Annotated in this window: 16 protein-coding genes; 7 read left to right on the top strand and 9 right to left on the bottom strand. The window is 70.9% G+C overall.

Translation table 11 applies throughout. The annotated features are described in order from the left end of the window. Positions 1-66: 66 nt before the first annotated feature. The 6 genes from DX914_RS15495 to DX914_RS15470 are packed head-to-tail and all read left to right on the top strand — an operon-like array spanning position 67 to position 6979. Entirely contained in the window at positions 67-747 is a 681-nt protein-coding gene (locus tag DX914_RS15495; protein ID WP_115861211.1) for an RDD family protein, read from the top strand. Continuing rightward, positions 744-1778, top strand: coding sequence for a stage II sporulation protein M (locus tag DX914_RS15490; RefSeq protein ID WP_115860391.1), 1035 nt, complete (start codon positions 744-746; stop codon positions 1776-1778). Before DX914_RS15495 ends, DX914_RS15490 begins: the two co-directional genes overlap by 4 nt. Beyond that, complete coding sequence (locus DX914_RS15485) at positions 1775-3490, top strand: DUF4129 domain-containing protein (protein WP_115860389.1); 1716 nt, start codon at positions 1775-1777, stop codon at positions 3488-3490. Before DX914_RS15490 ends, DX914_RS15485 begins: the two co-directional genes overlap by 4 nt. After that, positions 3487-4635 (top strand): DUF4350 domain-containing protein, encoded by a 1149-nt coding sequence (locus DX914_RS15480; protein WP_115860387.1) that lies wholly within the window; start codon positions 3487-3489, stop codon positions 4633-4635. The genes DX914_RS15485 and DX914_RS15480 overlap by 4 nt, the downstream gene beginning before the upstream one ends. After that, positions 4632-5624, top strand: a complete 993-nt coding sequence (locus DX914_RS15475) for an AAA family ATPase (RefSeq protein WP_115860385.1) — start codon at positions 4632-4634, stop codon at positions 5622-5624. The genes DX914_RS15480 and DX914_RS15475 overlap by 4 nt, the downstream gene beginning before the upstream one ends. After that, positions 5621-6979, top strand: a complete 1359-nt coding sequence (locus DX914_RS15470) for a DUF58 domain-containing protein (RefSeq protein WP_115860383.1) — start codon at positions 5621-5623, stop codon at positions 6977-6979. The genes DX914_RS15475 and DX914_RS15470 overlap by 4 nt, the downstream gene beginning before the upstream one ends. A 9-nt stretch (positions 6980-6988) precedes the next feature. Here DX914_RS15470 and DX914_RS15465 read toward each other — a convergent pair whose 3' ends face one another. From DX914_RS15465 to aroE, 4 genes are all read right to left on the bottom strand, one after another. After that, entirely contained in the window at positions 6989-7246 is a 258-nt protein-coding gene (locus DX914_RS15465; protein ID WP_115860381.1) for a YkgJ family cysteine cluster protein, read from the bottom strand. 8 nt (positions 7247-7254) lie between these two features. Continuing rightward, the gene (locus tag DX914_RS15460; RefSeq protein ID WP_115860379.1) at positions 7255-7599 is read right to left on the bottom strand and encodes a hypothetical protein; all 345 of its coding nucleotides are present in this window, start codon (positions 7597-7599) and stop codon (positions 7255-7257) included. A gap of 62 nt (positions 7600-7661) precedes the next feature. Then, complete coding sequence (locus DX914_RS15455; protein WP_158549348.1) at positions 7662-7991, bottom strand: DUF952 domain-containing protein; 330 nt, start codon at positions 7989-7991, stop codon at positions 7662-7664. 4 nt (positions 7992-7995) lie between these two features. After that, the gene (gene aroE, locus DX914_RS15450; protein ID WP_115860375.1) at positions 7996-8841 is read right to left on the bottom strand and encodes a shikimate dehydrogenase; all 846 of its coding nucleotides are present in this window, start codon (positions 8839-8841) and stop codon (positions 7996-7998) included. Positions 8842-8889: 48 nt separating this feature from the next. On the opposite strand from aroE, the gene DX914_RS15445 reads away from it, so the two are divergent. Next, entirely contained in the window at positions 8890-9798 is a 909-nt protein-coding gene (locus tag DX914_RS15445; protein ID WP_115860373.1) for a TolB-like translocation protein, read from the top strand. Positions 9799-9859: 61 nt separating this feature from the next. Here the strand turns inward: DX914_RS15445 and hemB are convergent, their stop codons facing one another. From hemB to DX914_RS15420, 5 genes are all read right to left on the bottom strand, one after another. Next, entirely contained in the window at positions 9860-10852 is a 993-nt protein-coding gene (gene hemB / locus DX914_RS15440) for a porphobilinogen synthase (RefSeq protein WP_115860371.1), read from the bottom strand. 672 nt (positions 10853-11524) lie between these two features. Continuing rightward, the gene (locus DX914_RS15435) at positions 11525-12568 is read right to left on the bottom strand and encodes a sulfate/molybdate ABC transporter ATP-binding protein (protein WP_115861209.1); all 1044 of its coding nucleotides are present in this window, start codon (positions 12566-12568) and stop codon (positions 11525-11527) included. A 130-nt stretch (positions 12569-12698) separates the two neighbouring features. Continuing rightward, positions 12699-13553: a sulfate ABC transporter permease subunit CysW gene (gene cysW, locus DX914_RS15430; RefSeq protein WP_115860369.1), complete on the bottom strand. Its 855-nt coding sequence runs from the start codon at positions 13551-13553 to the stop codon at positions 12699-12701. Next, positions 13543-14412 carry a sulfate ABC transporter permease subunit CysT gene (gene cysT / locus DX914_RS15425; protein WP_115860367.1) on the bottom strand — a complete coding sequence of 290 codons (870 nt, stop codon included), beginning with the start codon at positions 14410-14412 and terminating at the stop codon, positions 13543-13545. Before cysT ends, cysW begins: the two co-directional genes overlap by 11 nt. 186 nt (positions 14413-14598) lie before the next feature. Then, on the bottom strand, positions 14599-15603 hold the full coding sequence (locus DX914_RS15420) for a sulfate ABC transporter substrate-binding protein (protein WP_115860365.1): 1005 nt from the start codon (positions 15601-15603) through the stop codon (positions 14599-14601). Positions 15604-15612: the final 9 nt, after the last annotated feature.

Genomic DNA, 15612 nt, shown 5'->3' with positions numbered 1-15612 from the left:
TCACCGCACACCCGCCGCGCGCCTGCCGACGCGGCCCACGCCACCTGCCGGCGCCGCGACGCCATGATGCTGGACACCTACCGCGAAGTGGTCACGCCCGAAGGCGTGGCCCTGCGCCTGCCCGCGGCCGGGCCGGTGCCGCGCGCGCTGGCCTGGGGCATCGACCTGTGCATCCGCCTGGTGCTGCTGTTCATCGGCGGCCTGGTGTTCGGCCTGCTCGGCGACGGCGGCATGGGCGCCTATCTGGTGGTCATGTTCCTGCTGCTGTGGTTCTACCACGTCGCGTTCGAGGCGATGTGGGACGGGCGCACGCCGGGCAAGCGCGCGCTGGGCCTGCGCGTGGTCGCCAGCAACGGCGCGCCGGTGGGCTGGATGGGTTCGTTCCTGCGCAACCTGCTGCGCACCGTGGACATGCTGCCGGTGGGCTACGCCTTCGGCCTGGTCGCCAGTTATGCCGACCCCTGGGGCCGGCGTCTGGGCGACATGGTTGCCGGCACCCTGGTGGTGCACGACGTGCGCCGTCACGACACCGCGACCACGCCGCCGGAGCCGGCCATGGCCCCGCCCGAGCCGCTGCTGCCGCACGAGCAGGCGGCGATGGTCGCCTTCGCCGAACGCGCGCCGCGGCTGACCGCCGCGCGCCAGGCCGAATTGGCCGATCTGGCGCAGCCGCTGACCGGCCAGCACGGCGCGGCCGGCGTGGCGCGCTTGTACGGCATCGCCAACTGGTTGCTGGGGCGCCGATGAGCCAGGCCGCGACGGTACGCCAGGAACGCTTCGTCGAACGTCACCAGGCCGAATGGGTGGCGCTGGAAGCATGGCTGGACGCGCGTAGCAGCGCGCGCGAGGCGCGCGCCAACCGCCGCGGCTGGAGCGGCATGGCCGACCACGAAATGCCCGCGCGCTACCGCCGCCTGTGCCAGCAGCTGGCGCTGGCGCGCCGGCGCGGTTACAGCCCAGCGGTGACCGACCGCCTGCAGGAAATCATGCAGCGCGGCCACGGCCTGCTCTACCGCGCGCCGCGTCCGCGCTGGCGGCGCGCGCTGGAATTCCTGTTCGCCGGCTTCCCGCGCCTGGTGCGCGCCGAGCCGGGCTGCATGGCCGCGGCCGCGGCGCTGTTCTGGTTGCCGCTGATCGCGATCTACGTGGCCATCCAGCTGCGGCCGGAGCTGGCCAGCGCGCTGTTCCCGCCGGAGCAGCTGGCCGAATTCGAGCGCATGTACGATCCCAACGGCGCGGTGCAGAAACTGGGCCGCAGCGCCGAAACCGATCTGACCATGTTCGGTTACTACATCTACAACAACGTCAGCATCGGCTTCCGCACCTTCGCCAGCGGCCTGCTGTTCGGCCTGGGTTCGATCGCGGTGCTGATCTCCAACGGGGTGATGATCGGCGGCGTGGCCGGTCACCTGCAGGCGGTGGGCCACGGCGATCCGTTCTGGCGTTTCGTCGCCGGCCATTCGGCGCCCGAACTCAACGCGATCTGGATCGCCGGCGGCGCCGGCCTGCGCATGGGTCTGAACCTGGTCGCGCCCGGCCAGCGCCGGCGCATCGACGCTCTGGTCGACGGCGGCATCCGCGGCGCCAAGATCTGCATGGGCGTGTTGTTCATGCTGGTGTTCGCGGCGTTCGTCGAAGCGTTCTGGTCGTCGATCTCGAGCATTCCGGCCTGGATCAAGTACGGCGTGGGCGCGGGCCTGTGGCTGCTGGTCGGCGCCTGGCTGTGGCTGGGCGGGCGCAACCCGGACGTGGCGATCGAGGATCGGATCGAGTCATGAAGATCGAGTCGATCACCGTCGCGCTGCGCCCGCGCACCGCCTGGGAGGCGGTGGAGCTGGGCTCGGCGCTGACCCGCCGCCACGCCGCCGCGATCTGGAAGCCCTACCTGCTGCTGACCCTGCCGGTGTTCGTGCTGCTCAACGCCGCGGCCTGGGCGCTGGACATGCTGTGGCTGGCGGGGCTGCTGATGTGGTGGCTCAAGCCGGTGTTCGACCGCGTGCCGCTGTACGTGCTGTCGCGCGCGGTGTTCGGCACCGTGCCCGGCACGCGCGAAACCTTGCGTATGCAGTGGAGCTGGGGCGCGCGCTGGTGGCTGCCGTACCTGACCTGGCGCCGCCTGAGCCCGGCGCGCTCGCTGTACTTGCCGGTGGACCTGCTCGAAGGCGGGCGCGGCGCCGAGGCGCGCCGCCGCCGCGCCGCGCTGGGCGCGCCGGTGTACGGCGTGGCCGCGCTGCTGACCCTGGTCTGCGTGCACTTCGAGGTCGCGCTGTATCTGGGCGGCGCGCTGGCCAGTGCGATCTTCATTCCCAAGGAATATCTCGCCGAAGTCGGCCAAGGCGTGTGGCAGGCGCTGCTGGCCGATGCCAACTGGCTGCAGTTGGTCGGCAATGCCTTGGTTTGGTTGGCCGCGGCGGCGATGGCGCCGTTCTACGTCGGCGCCGGCTTCGGCCTCTACCTCAACCGCCGCACCGAGATCGAAGGCTGGGACATCGAGATCGTGTTCCGCCGCCTGCGCGCGCGCCTGAGCGCGGGCGCCACGGCCTTGCTGCTGGCGCTGTGCCTGAGCCTAAGCCTGGCGCCGGAGGCGGCGGCGCAGTCGGCCGGGACGATGGCGGCCGATGCGGCCGAGCAAGACGATGCCGAGGCGATGGCCGCAGACGACGAAGGCGCGGCCATCGACGCGCCCGACGGCCCGGTGGTGGCGGGCGCGGCGCCGCTGCGCGCGCCGGTGCAGCCCGACGACGAGGACGAACACGGCAAGCCGGTCGATTCCGATCCCGAGGCCCTGAAGAAGGCCAATGCCAAGCTTCAGGCGCAGTCGCCGCCGACCCTGGACGAAGTGTTCGGCGACGACCGCGCCAGCCACGACTCGTTGGACAAGGCGGTCAAGCAGGCCTACCTGGACCCGACCGTCACGCCCAAGCGCAAGGTCACCCAGTGGAAGCTGCGCAACCCGGACAAGAAGCCCAAGGAATTCCAGGACAACCCCGCCCTGGCCTGGCTGGGCGCGGTGTTCGCCGCGATCGGCAAGTACGGCCTGTGGGTCCTGGTCGGCACCCTGGCCGCGCTGCTGCTGGTGACCGCGCCGCGTTGGCTGCGCTGGCTGCGCAATAGCGTGAGCGCCGAGCAGCGCGAGCCCGAGCAGGTGCATCGCGCCGCCTCGACCGCGCCCGAACCGCTGCCCGACAACGTGCCCGCCGCCGCGCGCCGGCTGTGGCAGGCCGGCCGCCAGCGCGACGCGCTGGCGCTGCTGTACCGCGCCAGCGTCGAGGCCATGGCCGAGCGCGCGCAGGTGGTGCTGGTGCCGGGCGCGACCGAGGCCGAATGCCTGCGCGCCTCGCGCCGCATGCCGCTGGCCGAGGACCGCGAGGCCTTCGCCAGCACCGTGCGCACCTGGCAGTACGCCGCCTACGCCCAGCGCCTGCCGGCGCTGGAGGAATTCGACGCGCTGCTGGGGCTGCTGAGCCGACGCTTCGGGTGGGCCGCATGAACCTGCGCACCGTATTGGCCACGGTCCTGGTCGTGCTGCTGCTGGTCGGCGCCGGCGTGTGGTTCTGGCGCAGCTACGAGCGGGTCGAGGAGACCATCGAGCTGCCGCGCAGCGGCGAGGCCGCCAGCAATCCGCTGTACGTGCTCAAGCTGGCGCTGATCAAGGACGGCGCCAAGGTCAAGACGCGCCAGCGCCTGCTGCCGGACGAGCACGTTCTGGGCGCGCGCGACACCGTGCTGCTGCTGCGCGATCCGCGTTCGCTGTCGCCCAGCGACTCGCAGGCGCTGCTGCGCTTCGTCGGCGCGGGCGGCCACCTGATCGTGCGCACGCCGCCGCCGGGCGAACTCAGCGCCAGCAGCGAGATCCCGTTGCTGGGCGCGCTGGGGGTGAAGTTCTTCCCGCAGCGCCCGGTGGAATGCGTGGCCATGTACGTGGAAAAGCAGGACTCGCACGTGGAGTTCTGTCAGGGCCGCCGCTTCCTGCTGATGGAACGCGCGGCCACGCCCCTGCACGCCTGGGGCGCCTACGAGACCGGCTACGTGTTCGCGCGCCTGCCGCAGGGCCGCGGCAGCGTGGACGTGATCGCCGACCTGGACTTCGCCGTCAACGCCGCCGGCGACGAACACGCCGAGGCGATCAACGACGTGCCGCACCTGGCGCTGGTGCGCCAGCTGCTGGCGCCGAACTACCGCGCCGGCACCATCCATCTGATCTACGCCGCGGACATGCCCTCGCTGTGGAAGCTGCTGTTCCTGCGCAGCTGGATGGCCTGGGCGCCGCTGCTGCTGGCGCTGCTGCTGTGGCTGTGGCTGCGCATGCAGCGCTTCGGCCCGCTGCTGCCGGCGCCGGCCAGCGAGCGCCGCTCGCTGCTGGAGCACATCGTCGCCAGCGGCGAGCACGCCTACCGCTACGGCTACGGCCACCTGCTGCACGCGGCCGTGCGCCAGGCCTTCCTGCTGCGCCTGCGCCGGCGCGACCCGCATGCCGCCGCGCTCGAAGGCGAGCCGCAGGCGGCGCTGCTGGCCGAACGCTTCAAGCTCGCGCCCGCGGACATCCGCGACGCGCTGGCCACCCCGCTGGCGCGCGACCACGCCGCGTTCCGTTCCCGCATCGCCACCCTGATCCGACTGAGAAACTCGCTATGACCACCGCGCAGCCCAACGTGCCCGCACCGATCACCGGTACCGAACTGGCGCAGCGCGCCGCCGCGGTACGCGACGAGGTCGGCAAGGCGTTCATCGGCCAGGACGAGGTCCTGGACCAGATCCTGATCGCCCTGCTCGCCGGTGGCCACGTGCTGATCGAGGGCGTGCCCGGCCTGGGCAAGACCCTGGTGGTGCGCGCGCTGTCCAAGGCGCTGGACTGCGGTTACGCCCGCGTCCAGTTCACCCCCGACCTGATGCCCAGCGACATCAGCGGCCACGCGGTCTACGACCCCAAGACCGAAACCTTCAACATCCGCCGCGGCCCGGTGTTCACCAACCTGCTGCTGGCCGACGAGATCAATCGCGCGCCGGCCAAGACCCAGTCGGCGTTGCTGGAGGCCATGCAGGAACTGCAGGTCACCATCGAAGGCCACAGCTTCGAACTGGCGCCGCCGTTCCTGACCCTGGCCACGCAGAACCCGGTGGAGCAGGAGGGCACCTATCCGCTGCCCGAAGCGCAGCTGGACCGCTTCCTGCTCAAGGTGCTGATCGGCTACCCCAGCCGCGCCGACGAGAAGCGCATGGTCAGCGCGGTCGCGCAGGGCCGCAGCGCCTCGGACTTCGATCTGTCGCAGGTGCAGCGCGTGCTCGGCCCCGAAGAGATCGTGGCCATGCAGCTGGGCACCGCCCTGGTCACCGTGGACGAGGCGGTGATCGACTACGCCGTGCGCATCGCCGGCGCCACCCGCGACTGGCCGGGCATCGCCCTGGGCGCCGGCCCGCGCGGCAGCCTGGCGCTGGTGCGCGCCGCGCGCGCGCAGGCGGTGCTGCAGGGCCGCGACTTCGTCACCCCCGACGACGTGCGCGAGATCGCCATCCCCGCACTGCGTCATCGCATCGCGCTGGCGCCGGAAATGCAGATCGAAGGCCAGTCGCCCGACGCCGTGCTCAAGACGCTGATGGCCAAGGTCGAAGCGCCGCGGCAATGAGTGCCGTCGCGCCAACGGCTCCCGCCGCGCCGGCCCAGCCCGCGCGCAGCCTGCCGCGCCCGTCGCCGGCGCTGCTCGCGGTGCTGGTGCTGTGGGGCCTGTTCGGGCTGGTCGCCAGCCTGGGCTGGGCCACGCCGCAGCAATGGTGGATCGCCGGCGCCGCGTTGTTCGCGCTGGCCCTGCTCGATGCCTGGCGGGTGACCCTGCGCACCACGCCGTCGGTGCAGCGGCGCATGGCCGAGACCTGGCCGATCGGCCTGGAGCGCGAGGTGTCGCTGACCCTGGAGTCCGACGCGCGCAGCCAGGCCCTGGACGTGTTCGACCTGCATCCGGGTAACTGGGCCATGCACGGTCTGCCGCGCCGCTTGACCCTGCGCCGCGGCGAAAGCGGCCGCATCGATTACCGCCTGCGCGCGACCGAGCGCGGCGATTTCAGCTTCGAAGGCGTGCAGCTGCGCCTGCATTCGCCCTGGCGGCTGTGGTGGCATTCGCGCGTGGCCGGCGCGGCGCAGCCGGTGCGCGTGTTTCCCAACTTCGCGCCGCTGGCCAAGTTCGCGATGTTCAGCGCCGAACAGGCCTCGCGCCTGGTTGGCGCGCACCTCAAGCGCCGCCGCGGCGAAGGCACCGACTTCCACCAGATGCGCGAGTACCGTGTCGGCGACAGCCTGCGCCAGATCGACTGGAAGGCCACCGCGCGCGCGCGCCGCCTGATCTCGCGTGAGTACCAGGACGAGCGCAACCAGCAACTGGTGATGATGCTCGACACCGGCCGCCGCCTGCTCGCGCGCGACGGCGATCTCTCGCACTTCGACCGCGTGCTCGACGCGGCGCTGGTGGTGGCCTACCTGGCGCTGCGCCAGGGCGACGCCGTCGGCCTGCTCGCCAGCGGCGGCGCCAGCGCCTGGGTGCCGCCGCGCCGCGGCGTCGGCGCCATCGACAGCTTGTTGCGCGCCAGCTACGCGCTGCAGCCGCAGCCGGTGGCCACCGACTTCGTCGCCGCCGCCACCGAACTAAGCCTGCGGCAGCGCCGCCGCTCGCTGGTGATGCTGGTGACCAACCTGCGCGACGAGGACATGGACGACCTGCTGGCCGCGGTGCAGATGCTGCGCAAGCGCCATCTGGTTTGCGTGGCCTCGCTGCGCGAGGACTCGCTGGACGCCGCGCTCTCGGCCGAAGTCCACGACCTGCGCGGCGCCGTCCGCGCCGGCGCCACCGCGCAATACCTGGAACAGCGCAGCGCCGCCCACGACGCCCTGCGCAACCACGGCGTGATGGTGCTGGACGTATCTTGCGACCAGCTGGCCGCGTCGCTGGTGGAGAAGTATCTGGCGGTGAAGCGCGACGGCTTGCTCTGAGCGCGTCGCCTAGTGGGGCTGGGTCTGCTGCTCCAGCCAGCTCAGCGTCGCCATCGCCTGCTCGCGGCTGTCGCCGCACATTCCCGCGCTAGGCCGCAGCGAGGCGCACACCGCCGGCCGCTCCGGTTTACCGAACAAGCGGCAGCGCAACTCCTCGTCCAACTGCACGCAAGGCACGCCGGCGGGTTTGCCGGCGGGCATGCCCGGGATCGGGCTGGAGATCGAGGGCGCGATGCAGCAGGCGCCGCAGCGGTCGCGGCAGTGCATGGCGTGGCTCAGGCGGTCTGGCCGGGGCGGCGCATCAGCACGGCGGTCATCAGCAGCGACAGGCCGGTCAGGGTCACCAGCATGTTCACGCCGCCGAAAATGCTGGAGCGCAGGGAGATGCCGGACGAGTCGCCGCCGGCGTGCAGCGACCAGATCATCCAGGCGTGGTTGGTCAGGCCCAGCAGCGACTCCAGCATCAGCAGGCCGAAACCGGCGGCGCCGTAGGTGGCGGCCGCGCCCAAGCGCTGGCGGCGCATCAGGCACAGCGTCAGGCCGATGCCGCAGACCAGCAGGTAGGGCACGGCATAGGCCGCCGGGCCCAGCAGGGACAGCAAAAACTCGCTCGATTCCATGGGCTAGCGGCTCCTGGGGTGGGTGTGGCCGGCATTGTCCCGCATCGGCGCGGGCACCGCGTTCACGCCGGCGCTTGGAAGGGCTCGGCGCTGCGCACCGCGCTCAGGGCGATGGGGCCGTAAACGTGCGGATAGGCCTCGCCGCTGCGCGGGCTGAGGTCGTAGCGCAGCGCCGCGCCCAGCGCCGCCGCGTCCAGTTGCAGCAGCACCAGCGGCCCGCGGCCGCGTTGATGACGTTCGATCACGCCGGGCAACTGCGCGGCGGTGGCGCAATGCAGGAAGCCGTCGCGCTGCAGCGCGTCGGGGGCATAAGCGCCCTCGCGCTGTGCCTGCGCCCAGTCCTCGGGTGCGGCAAAGTGGTAGACGGCGTCGGCCGCCGCGTCGGCGGTCATCGCCTCAGTCGGCGGTGACCAGGGCGTCGTCGCGCTCGCGCAGCGCGGCATAGACCGGGTCGGTCTCCGGCCGCACGCGGTGCCAGCGCTGGAAGCTCTCGGCGGCCTGTTCGACCAGCATGCCCAGGCCGTCGATGCGGTCGTGCGCGCCGGCCGCGCGCGCCCAGGCCAGGAACGCGATCGAGGCCTCGCCGTAGCTTAGGTCGACCGCGGCGCAGCGCGGATTGGCCAGCGACATCGGCAGCGAGGGCAGCGCCGATTCGCGCGCGGCCGAGGTGGCGTTGACAATCAGGTCGAAGGTGCCCAGTGCGACCAGGTCTTTCAGATAACGCGGATGCACGCGGCCGGGCTGGCCCAGCGCATCGGCCAGCGCGTCGGCGCGCTCGGGCGTGCGGTTGACGATGTAGAGCTCGCCGATGCCGGCATCCAGCAGCGCCGGCGCCACGCCGCGCGCGGCGCCGCCGGCACCGATCAGCAGGGTGCGGCGTTCGCGCAGGTCCAGGCCGTGGCGGTCGGTGAGGTCGCGCACCAGGCCCACGCCGTCGGTGTTGTCGCCTTCCCAGCCGGTGGCGCTGCGGATCAGGGTGTTGGCCGCGCCCGCGCGTTGCGCTCGCTCGCTCAGGTGGGTGCAGATCGCCGCCGCGCGCGCCTTGTGCGGCAGGGTGATGTTGGCGCCCACTCCGCCCTCGGCGGCGAATTCGGCCAGCAGCGCGTCGAACTGCTCGGGCGCCGCGTCGATGGCGTGGTACTCCAGGGCGATGCCGAGCTGGCGTCCGAACGCGGCGTGGATCCGCGGCGACAGCGAATGCGCCACCGGGTGGCCGATCACCGCAAAGCGTGGAATGGACATGAGGCGCCTCGTTCCCGATGCTGAGGGGGTAATCAAGGGAGACGCACTATGCGACGCGCCGCGGCCTTGGCTGGCCTCAGTCTACTCTCCGCGCTGCTGTTGGCCATGCCGGCGGCGGGCTACTTGTCCGAATTCGGCATCGAGGGCATGGGCGTGGTGTCCACGCCCGGCAACGAAGTGCGCGCCAGCGTGAGTCCCGACGGGCGGCGCATCGTCTGGGGCAGCACCGACCGCCCGGGCGGCGCCGGCGGCTGGGACCTGTGGCAGGCGCAGCTCAAGGACGGGCGCTGGCAGGACGCCACGCCATTGGCGCTGAACTCCGCGGCCAACGATTTCGACCCGGCCTACAGCGCCGACGGCCGCTGGCTGTACTTCTTCTCCAACCGCCCCGGCGGCCGCGGCGGCGACGATCTCTACCGCGCGCCGGTGCGCGCCGACGGCAGCGTCGGCGCGGCCGAGAACCTGGGCGCGGGCGTGAACACACGCGGCGACGAGTGGGCGCCCACGCCCAGCACCGACGGCCGGCGCCTGCTGTTCGCCAGCGACGGCCACGGCGGCGCGGGGCGCCACGATCTGTTCGTGGCGCAATGGAACGGCCAGGCCTTCGCCGATCCCCAACCGGTGCCGGGCGTGAACACCGGCGACGACGAGTTCGACGCGGCCTGGCTGGGCGACGGCCGCGCGCTGGTGTTCGCGCGTTCGCGCAACGTCGAGAAGGAACCGATCCGCCTGTGGCTGGCGCAGTGCGAGGGCAAAGCCTACGGCGCCGCCGTGCCGCTGGCGCTGTCGTTCAACAGCGAGGACGGTGCGACCCTGGGCCCGGCGCTGGATTGGAACAAGCCGGCGGAACTGCTGGTGACCGGGCGGGCAAAGGCGCCGAAAGCGGGCAAGCTCGACATCTATCGGATGAAGGCGCCGGCGGCGACGGGGCAGGGCGGTTGTGTGGCGGCGAACTGAGTCGGATCGGTGCGCGACGGTGCGGTCCGCAAGCGAACCGCATCGTCCGTCGGCATAGCGCTTACGCTGATTCGCGCAGCCAGCGCGCCGCATCCAGCGCGAAGTAGGTCAGCACGCCGTCGGCGCCGGCGCGCTTGATCGAGGTCAGCGCCTCGAGCACGCAGCCGCGTTCGTCCAGCCAGCCGTTCTGGATCGCCGCGCGCAGCATCGCGTACTCGCCGCTGACCTGGTAGACGAAGGTCGGCGCGCCGAACTCGTCCTTCACCCGGCGCACGATGTCCAGGTACGGCATGCCCGGTTTGACCATGATCATGTCGGCGCCCTCGTCCAGGTCCAGCGCCACTTCGCGCAGGGCCTCGTCGGCGTTGGCCGGGTCCATCTGGTAGGTGTACTTGTTGCCCTTGCCCAGCGCGCCGGCGCTGCCGACCGCGTCGCGGAAGGGGCCGTAGAAGCTGGACGCGTACTTGGCGCTGTAAGCCAGGATGCGGGTGTGGATGTGGCCCTGCTGCTCCAGTGCCTCGCGGATACGGCCGATGCGGCCGTCCATCATGTCGCTGGGCGCGACCACGTCGGCGCCGGCGGCGGCGTGCGACAGCGCCTGCTTGACCAGGGCTTCGACGGTCTCGTCGTTGACCACGTAACCGCTATCGTCGATCAGCCCGTCCTGGCCATGGCTGGTGTACGGGTCCAGGGCCACGTCGGTGATCACGCCCAGTTCGGGGAAGCGCTGCTTGAGCGCGCGCACCGCGCGCTGGCACAGGCCGTCTTCGCGCCAAGCGGCCTCGGCGGTCAGCGACTTGGCTTCCGGCGCGGTCACCGGGAACAGCGCCAGCGCCGGCACCCGCAGTTCGCTGGCCTGTTCGGCCACGCGCAGCAGTTCGTCGATCGACAGGCGCTCGATGCCGGGCATGGACGGCACGGCGGCGCGGCCGTCGAGTTCGTGCACGAACACCGGGTAGATCAGGTCGTTCGCGGTGAGGACGGTCTCGCGCATCAGCCGGCGCGAGAATTCGTCGCGGCGCATGCGCCGCGGGCGGGCGTAGGGGTAGCTCATGGCGCGCTAGTGTACTCCTGGGGGCGCCAGGACCGGGGCGCCGGGGGCGGATGCAGCGTTTCGCCAGGTGGAGCAAAGCGCCCAGGTGGAGTGGCGCCTTGGGGTAGGAGCGGCGTGAGCCGCGACCGCGAATCCTCACCTACGACGAGAGCTACGCAGATCCTCTGTAGGAGCTGCGCAAGCTGCGACCGCGAATCCGCAACTACTGCGACGGCCTCGGTCTGCGTGTGATCTGCTTTCTGTAGGAGCGGCGTGAGCCGCGACCAGCTCCGAACGCGCGAAGGTGTGTGGGTGTGCTTTTTTAGGAGCAACAGCAACAGCTTCCGTCCGCAAGCGGCCGGGTTACTTTCTTTTGATAAGCGTCAAAAGAAAGTAACCAAAGAAAAACGCTTCGCCAGAGCTCCCGTGCGAGAGCGGAGTGGGCGCGGGGATTTTTCGATAGGCCATCCCTGGCCTAGCGGAAAACGGCGCACATCCTGTGCGCCGCCCTTCGGGTCTTCTATTGGGACAGCGAGTTCGATGCCCGAGCGGGGATCAAGAGCATTCGCGCTGCGCGCTCATCCCCTCACCCTAGCCCTCTCCCGCAAGCGGGAGAGGGGACAGATCCGACGCTTCTGCTTTTAGCCCCTCTCCCGTTCACGGGAGAGGGGTTGGGGTGAGGGCAGCTTTTCACTAAGCCGGATACACCCGATACCGCAACGGCCGCAGCCCCACCGTGCTGCCCGCTTCCGGCGTCGCCGCTTCCGGCGTTGCCACCAAGTCCAACTCCAGCGGCTTGGCCTGGCCCGCGACCTGCAGTTCCACGGTGATACGGTCGGCCAAACGATGCGCGCTGAGCACGCGCGCGGGCAGGCCCTCGCCGGGAGCGGCCAGGGTCAGGTCGTGCGGGCGTACGTACAGGCGTGCGGCGCCGTCGGCCAGGCCTTCGGCGGGCAACGCCAGCGCCTGGCCCTCGGCGACGAAACGCCCCGCATCCACACGCCCGTCCAGCGCGTTGGCGCGGCCGATGAAATCGAACACGTAGGCCGACGCCGGTTCGCGATAGATCTGTTCGGGCGTGCCGACCTGTTCGATGCGGCCGTCCTTGAGCACCACCACGCGGTCGGCCAGTTCCAGCGCCTCTTCCTGGTCGTGGGTGACGAACAGCGTGGTCTGCCCGGTCTGCTCGTGCAGGCGCCGCAGCCAGCGCCGCAGTTCCACGCGGACTTTGGCGTCGAGCGCGCCGAAAGGTTCGTCCAACAGCAGCACGGTGGGGTCGATGGCCAGCGCGCGTGCCAGCGCCACGCGCTGCTTCTGCCCGCCGGACAGCTGTTCGGGGTAGCGGCCGCCCAGATCGGGCAGCTGGATCAGGCCCAGCAGTTCCTGCACGCGGCGGGCGATGCTGGCCTTGTCGGGGCGGCGCGAACGCGGCCGGCTGCGCAGGCCGAAGGCGATGTTCTCGGCTACGGTCATGTGCTTGAACAAGGCGTAATGCTGGAACACGAAGCCGACGTTGCGCTCGCGCAGGCTCAGGCGCGTGGCGTCCTGGCTGCCGAACAGCAAGCGGCCGCGGTCGGGGTGCAGCAGGCCGGCGATCACCCGCAGCAGGGTGGTCTTGCCCGAACCCGAGGGACCCAGCAGCGCGACCAGCTCGCCCGAGGCGATGTCCAGGTCCACCGCGTCCAGCGCGGCGACGTTGGCGTAGCGTTTGCCTATGCCCTGGATGTGCAGGTCCATGCCCTTGCCCGCTGGGGTGCCGGTGCCATCATCGCCCAATGCCGGCGACGATGCCGCGACGGCCGAGGGCACCAGCGCGTCCAGGTCGGTGCGCCACAGCGCGGTTTCGTTCGCTCTCGCCAGGTTCATGTCAGTGCCGCCTGTGATGGGACTGCGCCAGGGCGTCGCCGTGCCGCGCTTCCAGCCAGAACTTGATCACCAGGGTGATCAGCGCCAGGCCGGCCAGCAGCGACGCGGCCGCGAACGCCGCGGTGCTGTCGAATTCGTTGTAGAGGATCTCGATATGCAACGGCAGGGTGTTGGTGAGTCCGCGGATATGGCCCGACACCACCGACACCGCGCCGAACTCGCCCATGGCCCGGGCCGCGCACAGCAGCACGCCGTAGAGCAGGCCCCATTTGATGTTGGGCAGGGTCACGCGGCGGAACATGGTCCAGGCGCCGGCGCCCAGCGAGCGCGCGGCCAGTTCCTCGTCGGCGCCCTGCTGCTGCATCAGCGGGATCAGCTCGCGCACCACGAAGGGGAAGGTGATGAACAGCGTCGCCAGGACAATGCCCGGGCGCGCGAACAGGATCTTGATCTCGTGCGCGGCCAGCCAATCGGCGAACCAGCCGTGCGAGCCGAACAGCAGCACCAGGCACAGGCCGGCGACCACCGGCGACACCGCGAAGGGTAGGTCGATCAGCGCCAGCAGCACGCGCTTGCCGCGGAATTCGAAGCGCGTCACCGCCCAGGCGGTGAGCACGCCGAACACCGCGTTGAGCGGGATCACGATGGCCGCGGTGAACAGGGTCAGCTGCAGCGCGGCGAGCGCGTCGGGCTCCTTGAGCGCGGCGAACCACACGCCCACGCCCTTCTCGAAAGCCGCGCCCAGCACCATCAGCAGCGGCATCACCACCAGCAGCGCCATCACCAGGACCGCCGCGCCGATCAGCGTCCAGCGCAGCCAGGCCGGTTCCTGCAAGTCGTCGCGTTCACGCGTCATGGCGTTGCTCCCGGCGTTCGTGCGCGAACAGCGAGGGTATGGCGTTGATCGCCAGCAGGCACAGGAACGAGGCCGCCAGCAGCAGCGCGGCGATGGCGATGGCGCCGTTGTAGTCGTACTCCTCCAGGCGGATGGTGATCAGCAGCGGCGCGATCTCGGTCTTGTAGGGCAGGTTGCCGGCGATGAAGATCACCGAGCCGTATTCGCCCAGGCCGCGGGCGAAGGCCAGCGAGAAGCCGGTCAGCAGCGCGGGCAGCAATTCCGGCAGGATCACCCGGCGCAGCGTGGTCAGGCGCGAGGCGCCCAGCGAGGCCGCGGCCTCCTCCTGTTCGCGGCCCAGCGCTTCCAGCACCGGCTGCACCGTGCGCACCGCGAACGGCAGGCCGATGAACACCAGCGCGATCACGATGCCGGCCGGCGCGTAGGCGATCTTCAGCCCGGCCGGTTCCAGCCAGCGCCCCATCCAGCCGTTGGCCGAATAGATCGCGGTCAGGGCGATGCCGGCCACTGCGGTGGGCAGCGCGAAGGGCAGATCGACCAGTGCGTCGAGCAGGCGCCGGCCGGGGAAGCGGTAACGCACCAGCACCCAGGCCACCAGCGCGCCGGCCAGCGAGGCCAGCGCGGCGGCGAGCAAGGCCGCGCCGAAGCTGAGCTTGAGCGACGCCTGCACGCGCGGGTCCTGCACCGCGCGCAGCCAACCGTCCAGGCCCAGGCCGGCGGCGCGCACGGCCAAGGCCGCCAGCGGCAGCAGCACCACCAGGCTCAGCCATGCCAGGCCCAGGCCCAGGCTGAGGCCGAAGCCCGGCAAGGGGCGGCGGCCGCGTGCGGCGGGGAGCGAGGGCAGGGCGAGAGTGCTCATGACATGGGTTTGCTTTGGTTCGTCATTACCGCGAAGGCGGGCTCCGCTTTACTTCGGCGTGAGCCGAACATCCAGAGGGCCGGCGTTGTATAGATGTCTTCCGAGAATTGACACCACGCGCTGAAGTCACTGGATTCCCGCTTTCGCGGGAATGACGGCAAACGCAGTGCGTGGCGTTATCGGCTCTCACTTGGGCTGATAAATCCGATCGAAGAACCCGCCATCGGCGAAGTGCTCGGCCTGGGTCTTCTTCCAGCCGCCGAAGGCGTTGTCGATGGTCACCTGCTTGACCTGCGGGAAGCGCGCCAGCTCGGCCGCCGGCACCTTGTCCGGCTCGGCCGGGCGGTAGCCGTGCTTGGCCGCCAGGCGCTGGCCTTCGGGCGTGTACAGGAAGCGCAGATAGGCCTCGGCCTGCTTGCGCGTGCCGTGCTTGGCCACGTTCTTGTCGACCCAGGCCACCGGCGGTTCGGCCTTGATGCTCAGGCTGGGCACCACGATCTCGAACTTGCCGCGCGTGGCCGGGTCGTTGAGGGTGAGCAGGGCTTCGTTCTCCCAGGCCAGCAGCACGTCGCCGATGCCGCGCTCGACGAAGGTGGTGGTGGATCCGCGCGCGCCGGTGTCCAGCACCGGCACGTTCTTGAACAAGCGGGTCAGGTAGTCCACCACCTTGCCGCCGTCGCGGTACTGCTGCGAGGCCCAGGCCCAGGCGGCCAGGTAGTTCCAGCGCGCGCCGCCGGAGGTCTTGGGGTTGGGCGTGATCACCGCCACGCCCGGCTTGACCAGGTCGCCCCAGTCGCGCACGCCCTTGGGGTTGCCCTTTCGCACCAGGAACACGATGGTCGAGGTGTAGGGCGAACTCTGATGCGGCAGGCGCGTCTGCCAGTTCGCCGGCAGCAGCTTGCCGTTGCTGGCGATGGCGTCGATGTCGGCGGCCAGCGCCAGGGTGACCACATCGGCTTCCAGGCCGTCGATCACCGAGCGCGCCTGCTTGCCCGAGCCGCCGTGCGAGGCGCGGATCTTCAGGGTTTCGCCGGTCTGTTGCTTCCATTGCGCGGCGAAGGCGGTGTTGACCTCGGCGTAGAACTCGCGCGTGGGGTCGTAGGAGACGTTGAGCAGTTCCACGTCCTTGGCCGAGGCGGTGCCGGCGGCCAGGGCGAACGCGAGGGCGAAGCTAGAAAGCAGGGTCTTCATCGTTAGGTT

The organism is Lysobacter silvisoli, from assembly GCF_003382365.1.
Classification (GTDB): Bacteria; Pseudomonadota; Gammaproteobacteria; order Xanthomonadales; family Xanthomonadaceae; genus Lysobacter; species Lysobacter silvisoli.
Note: the sequence above shows the minus strand (reverse complement) of the source record. Positions and strands in the feature narration are given on the sequence as shown.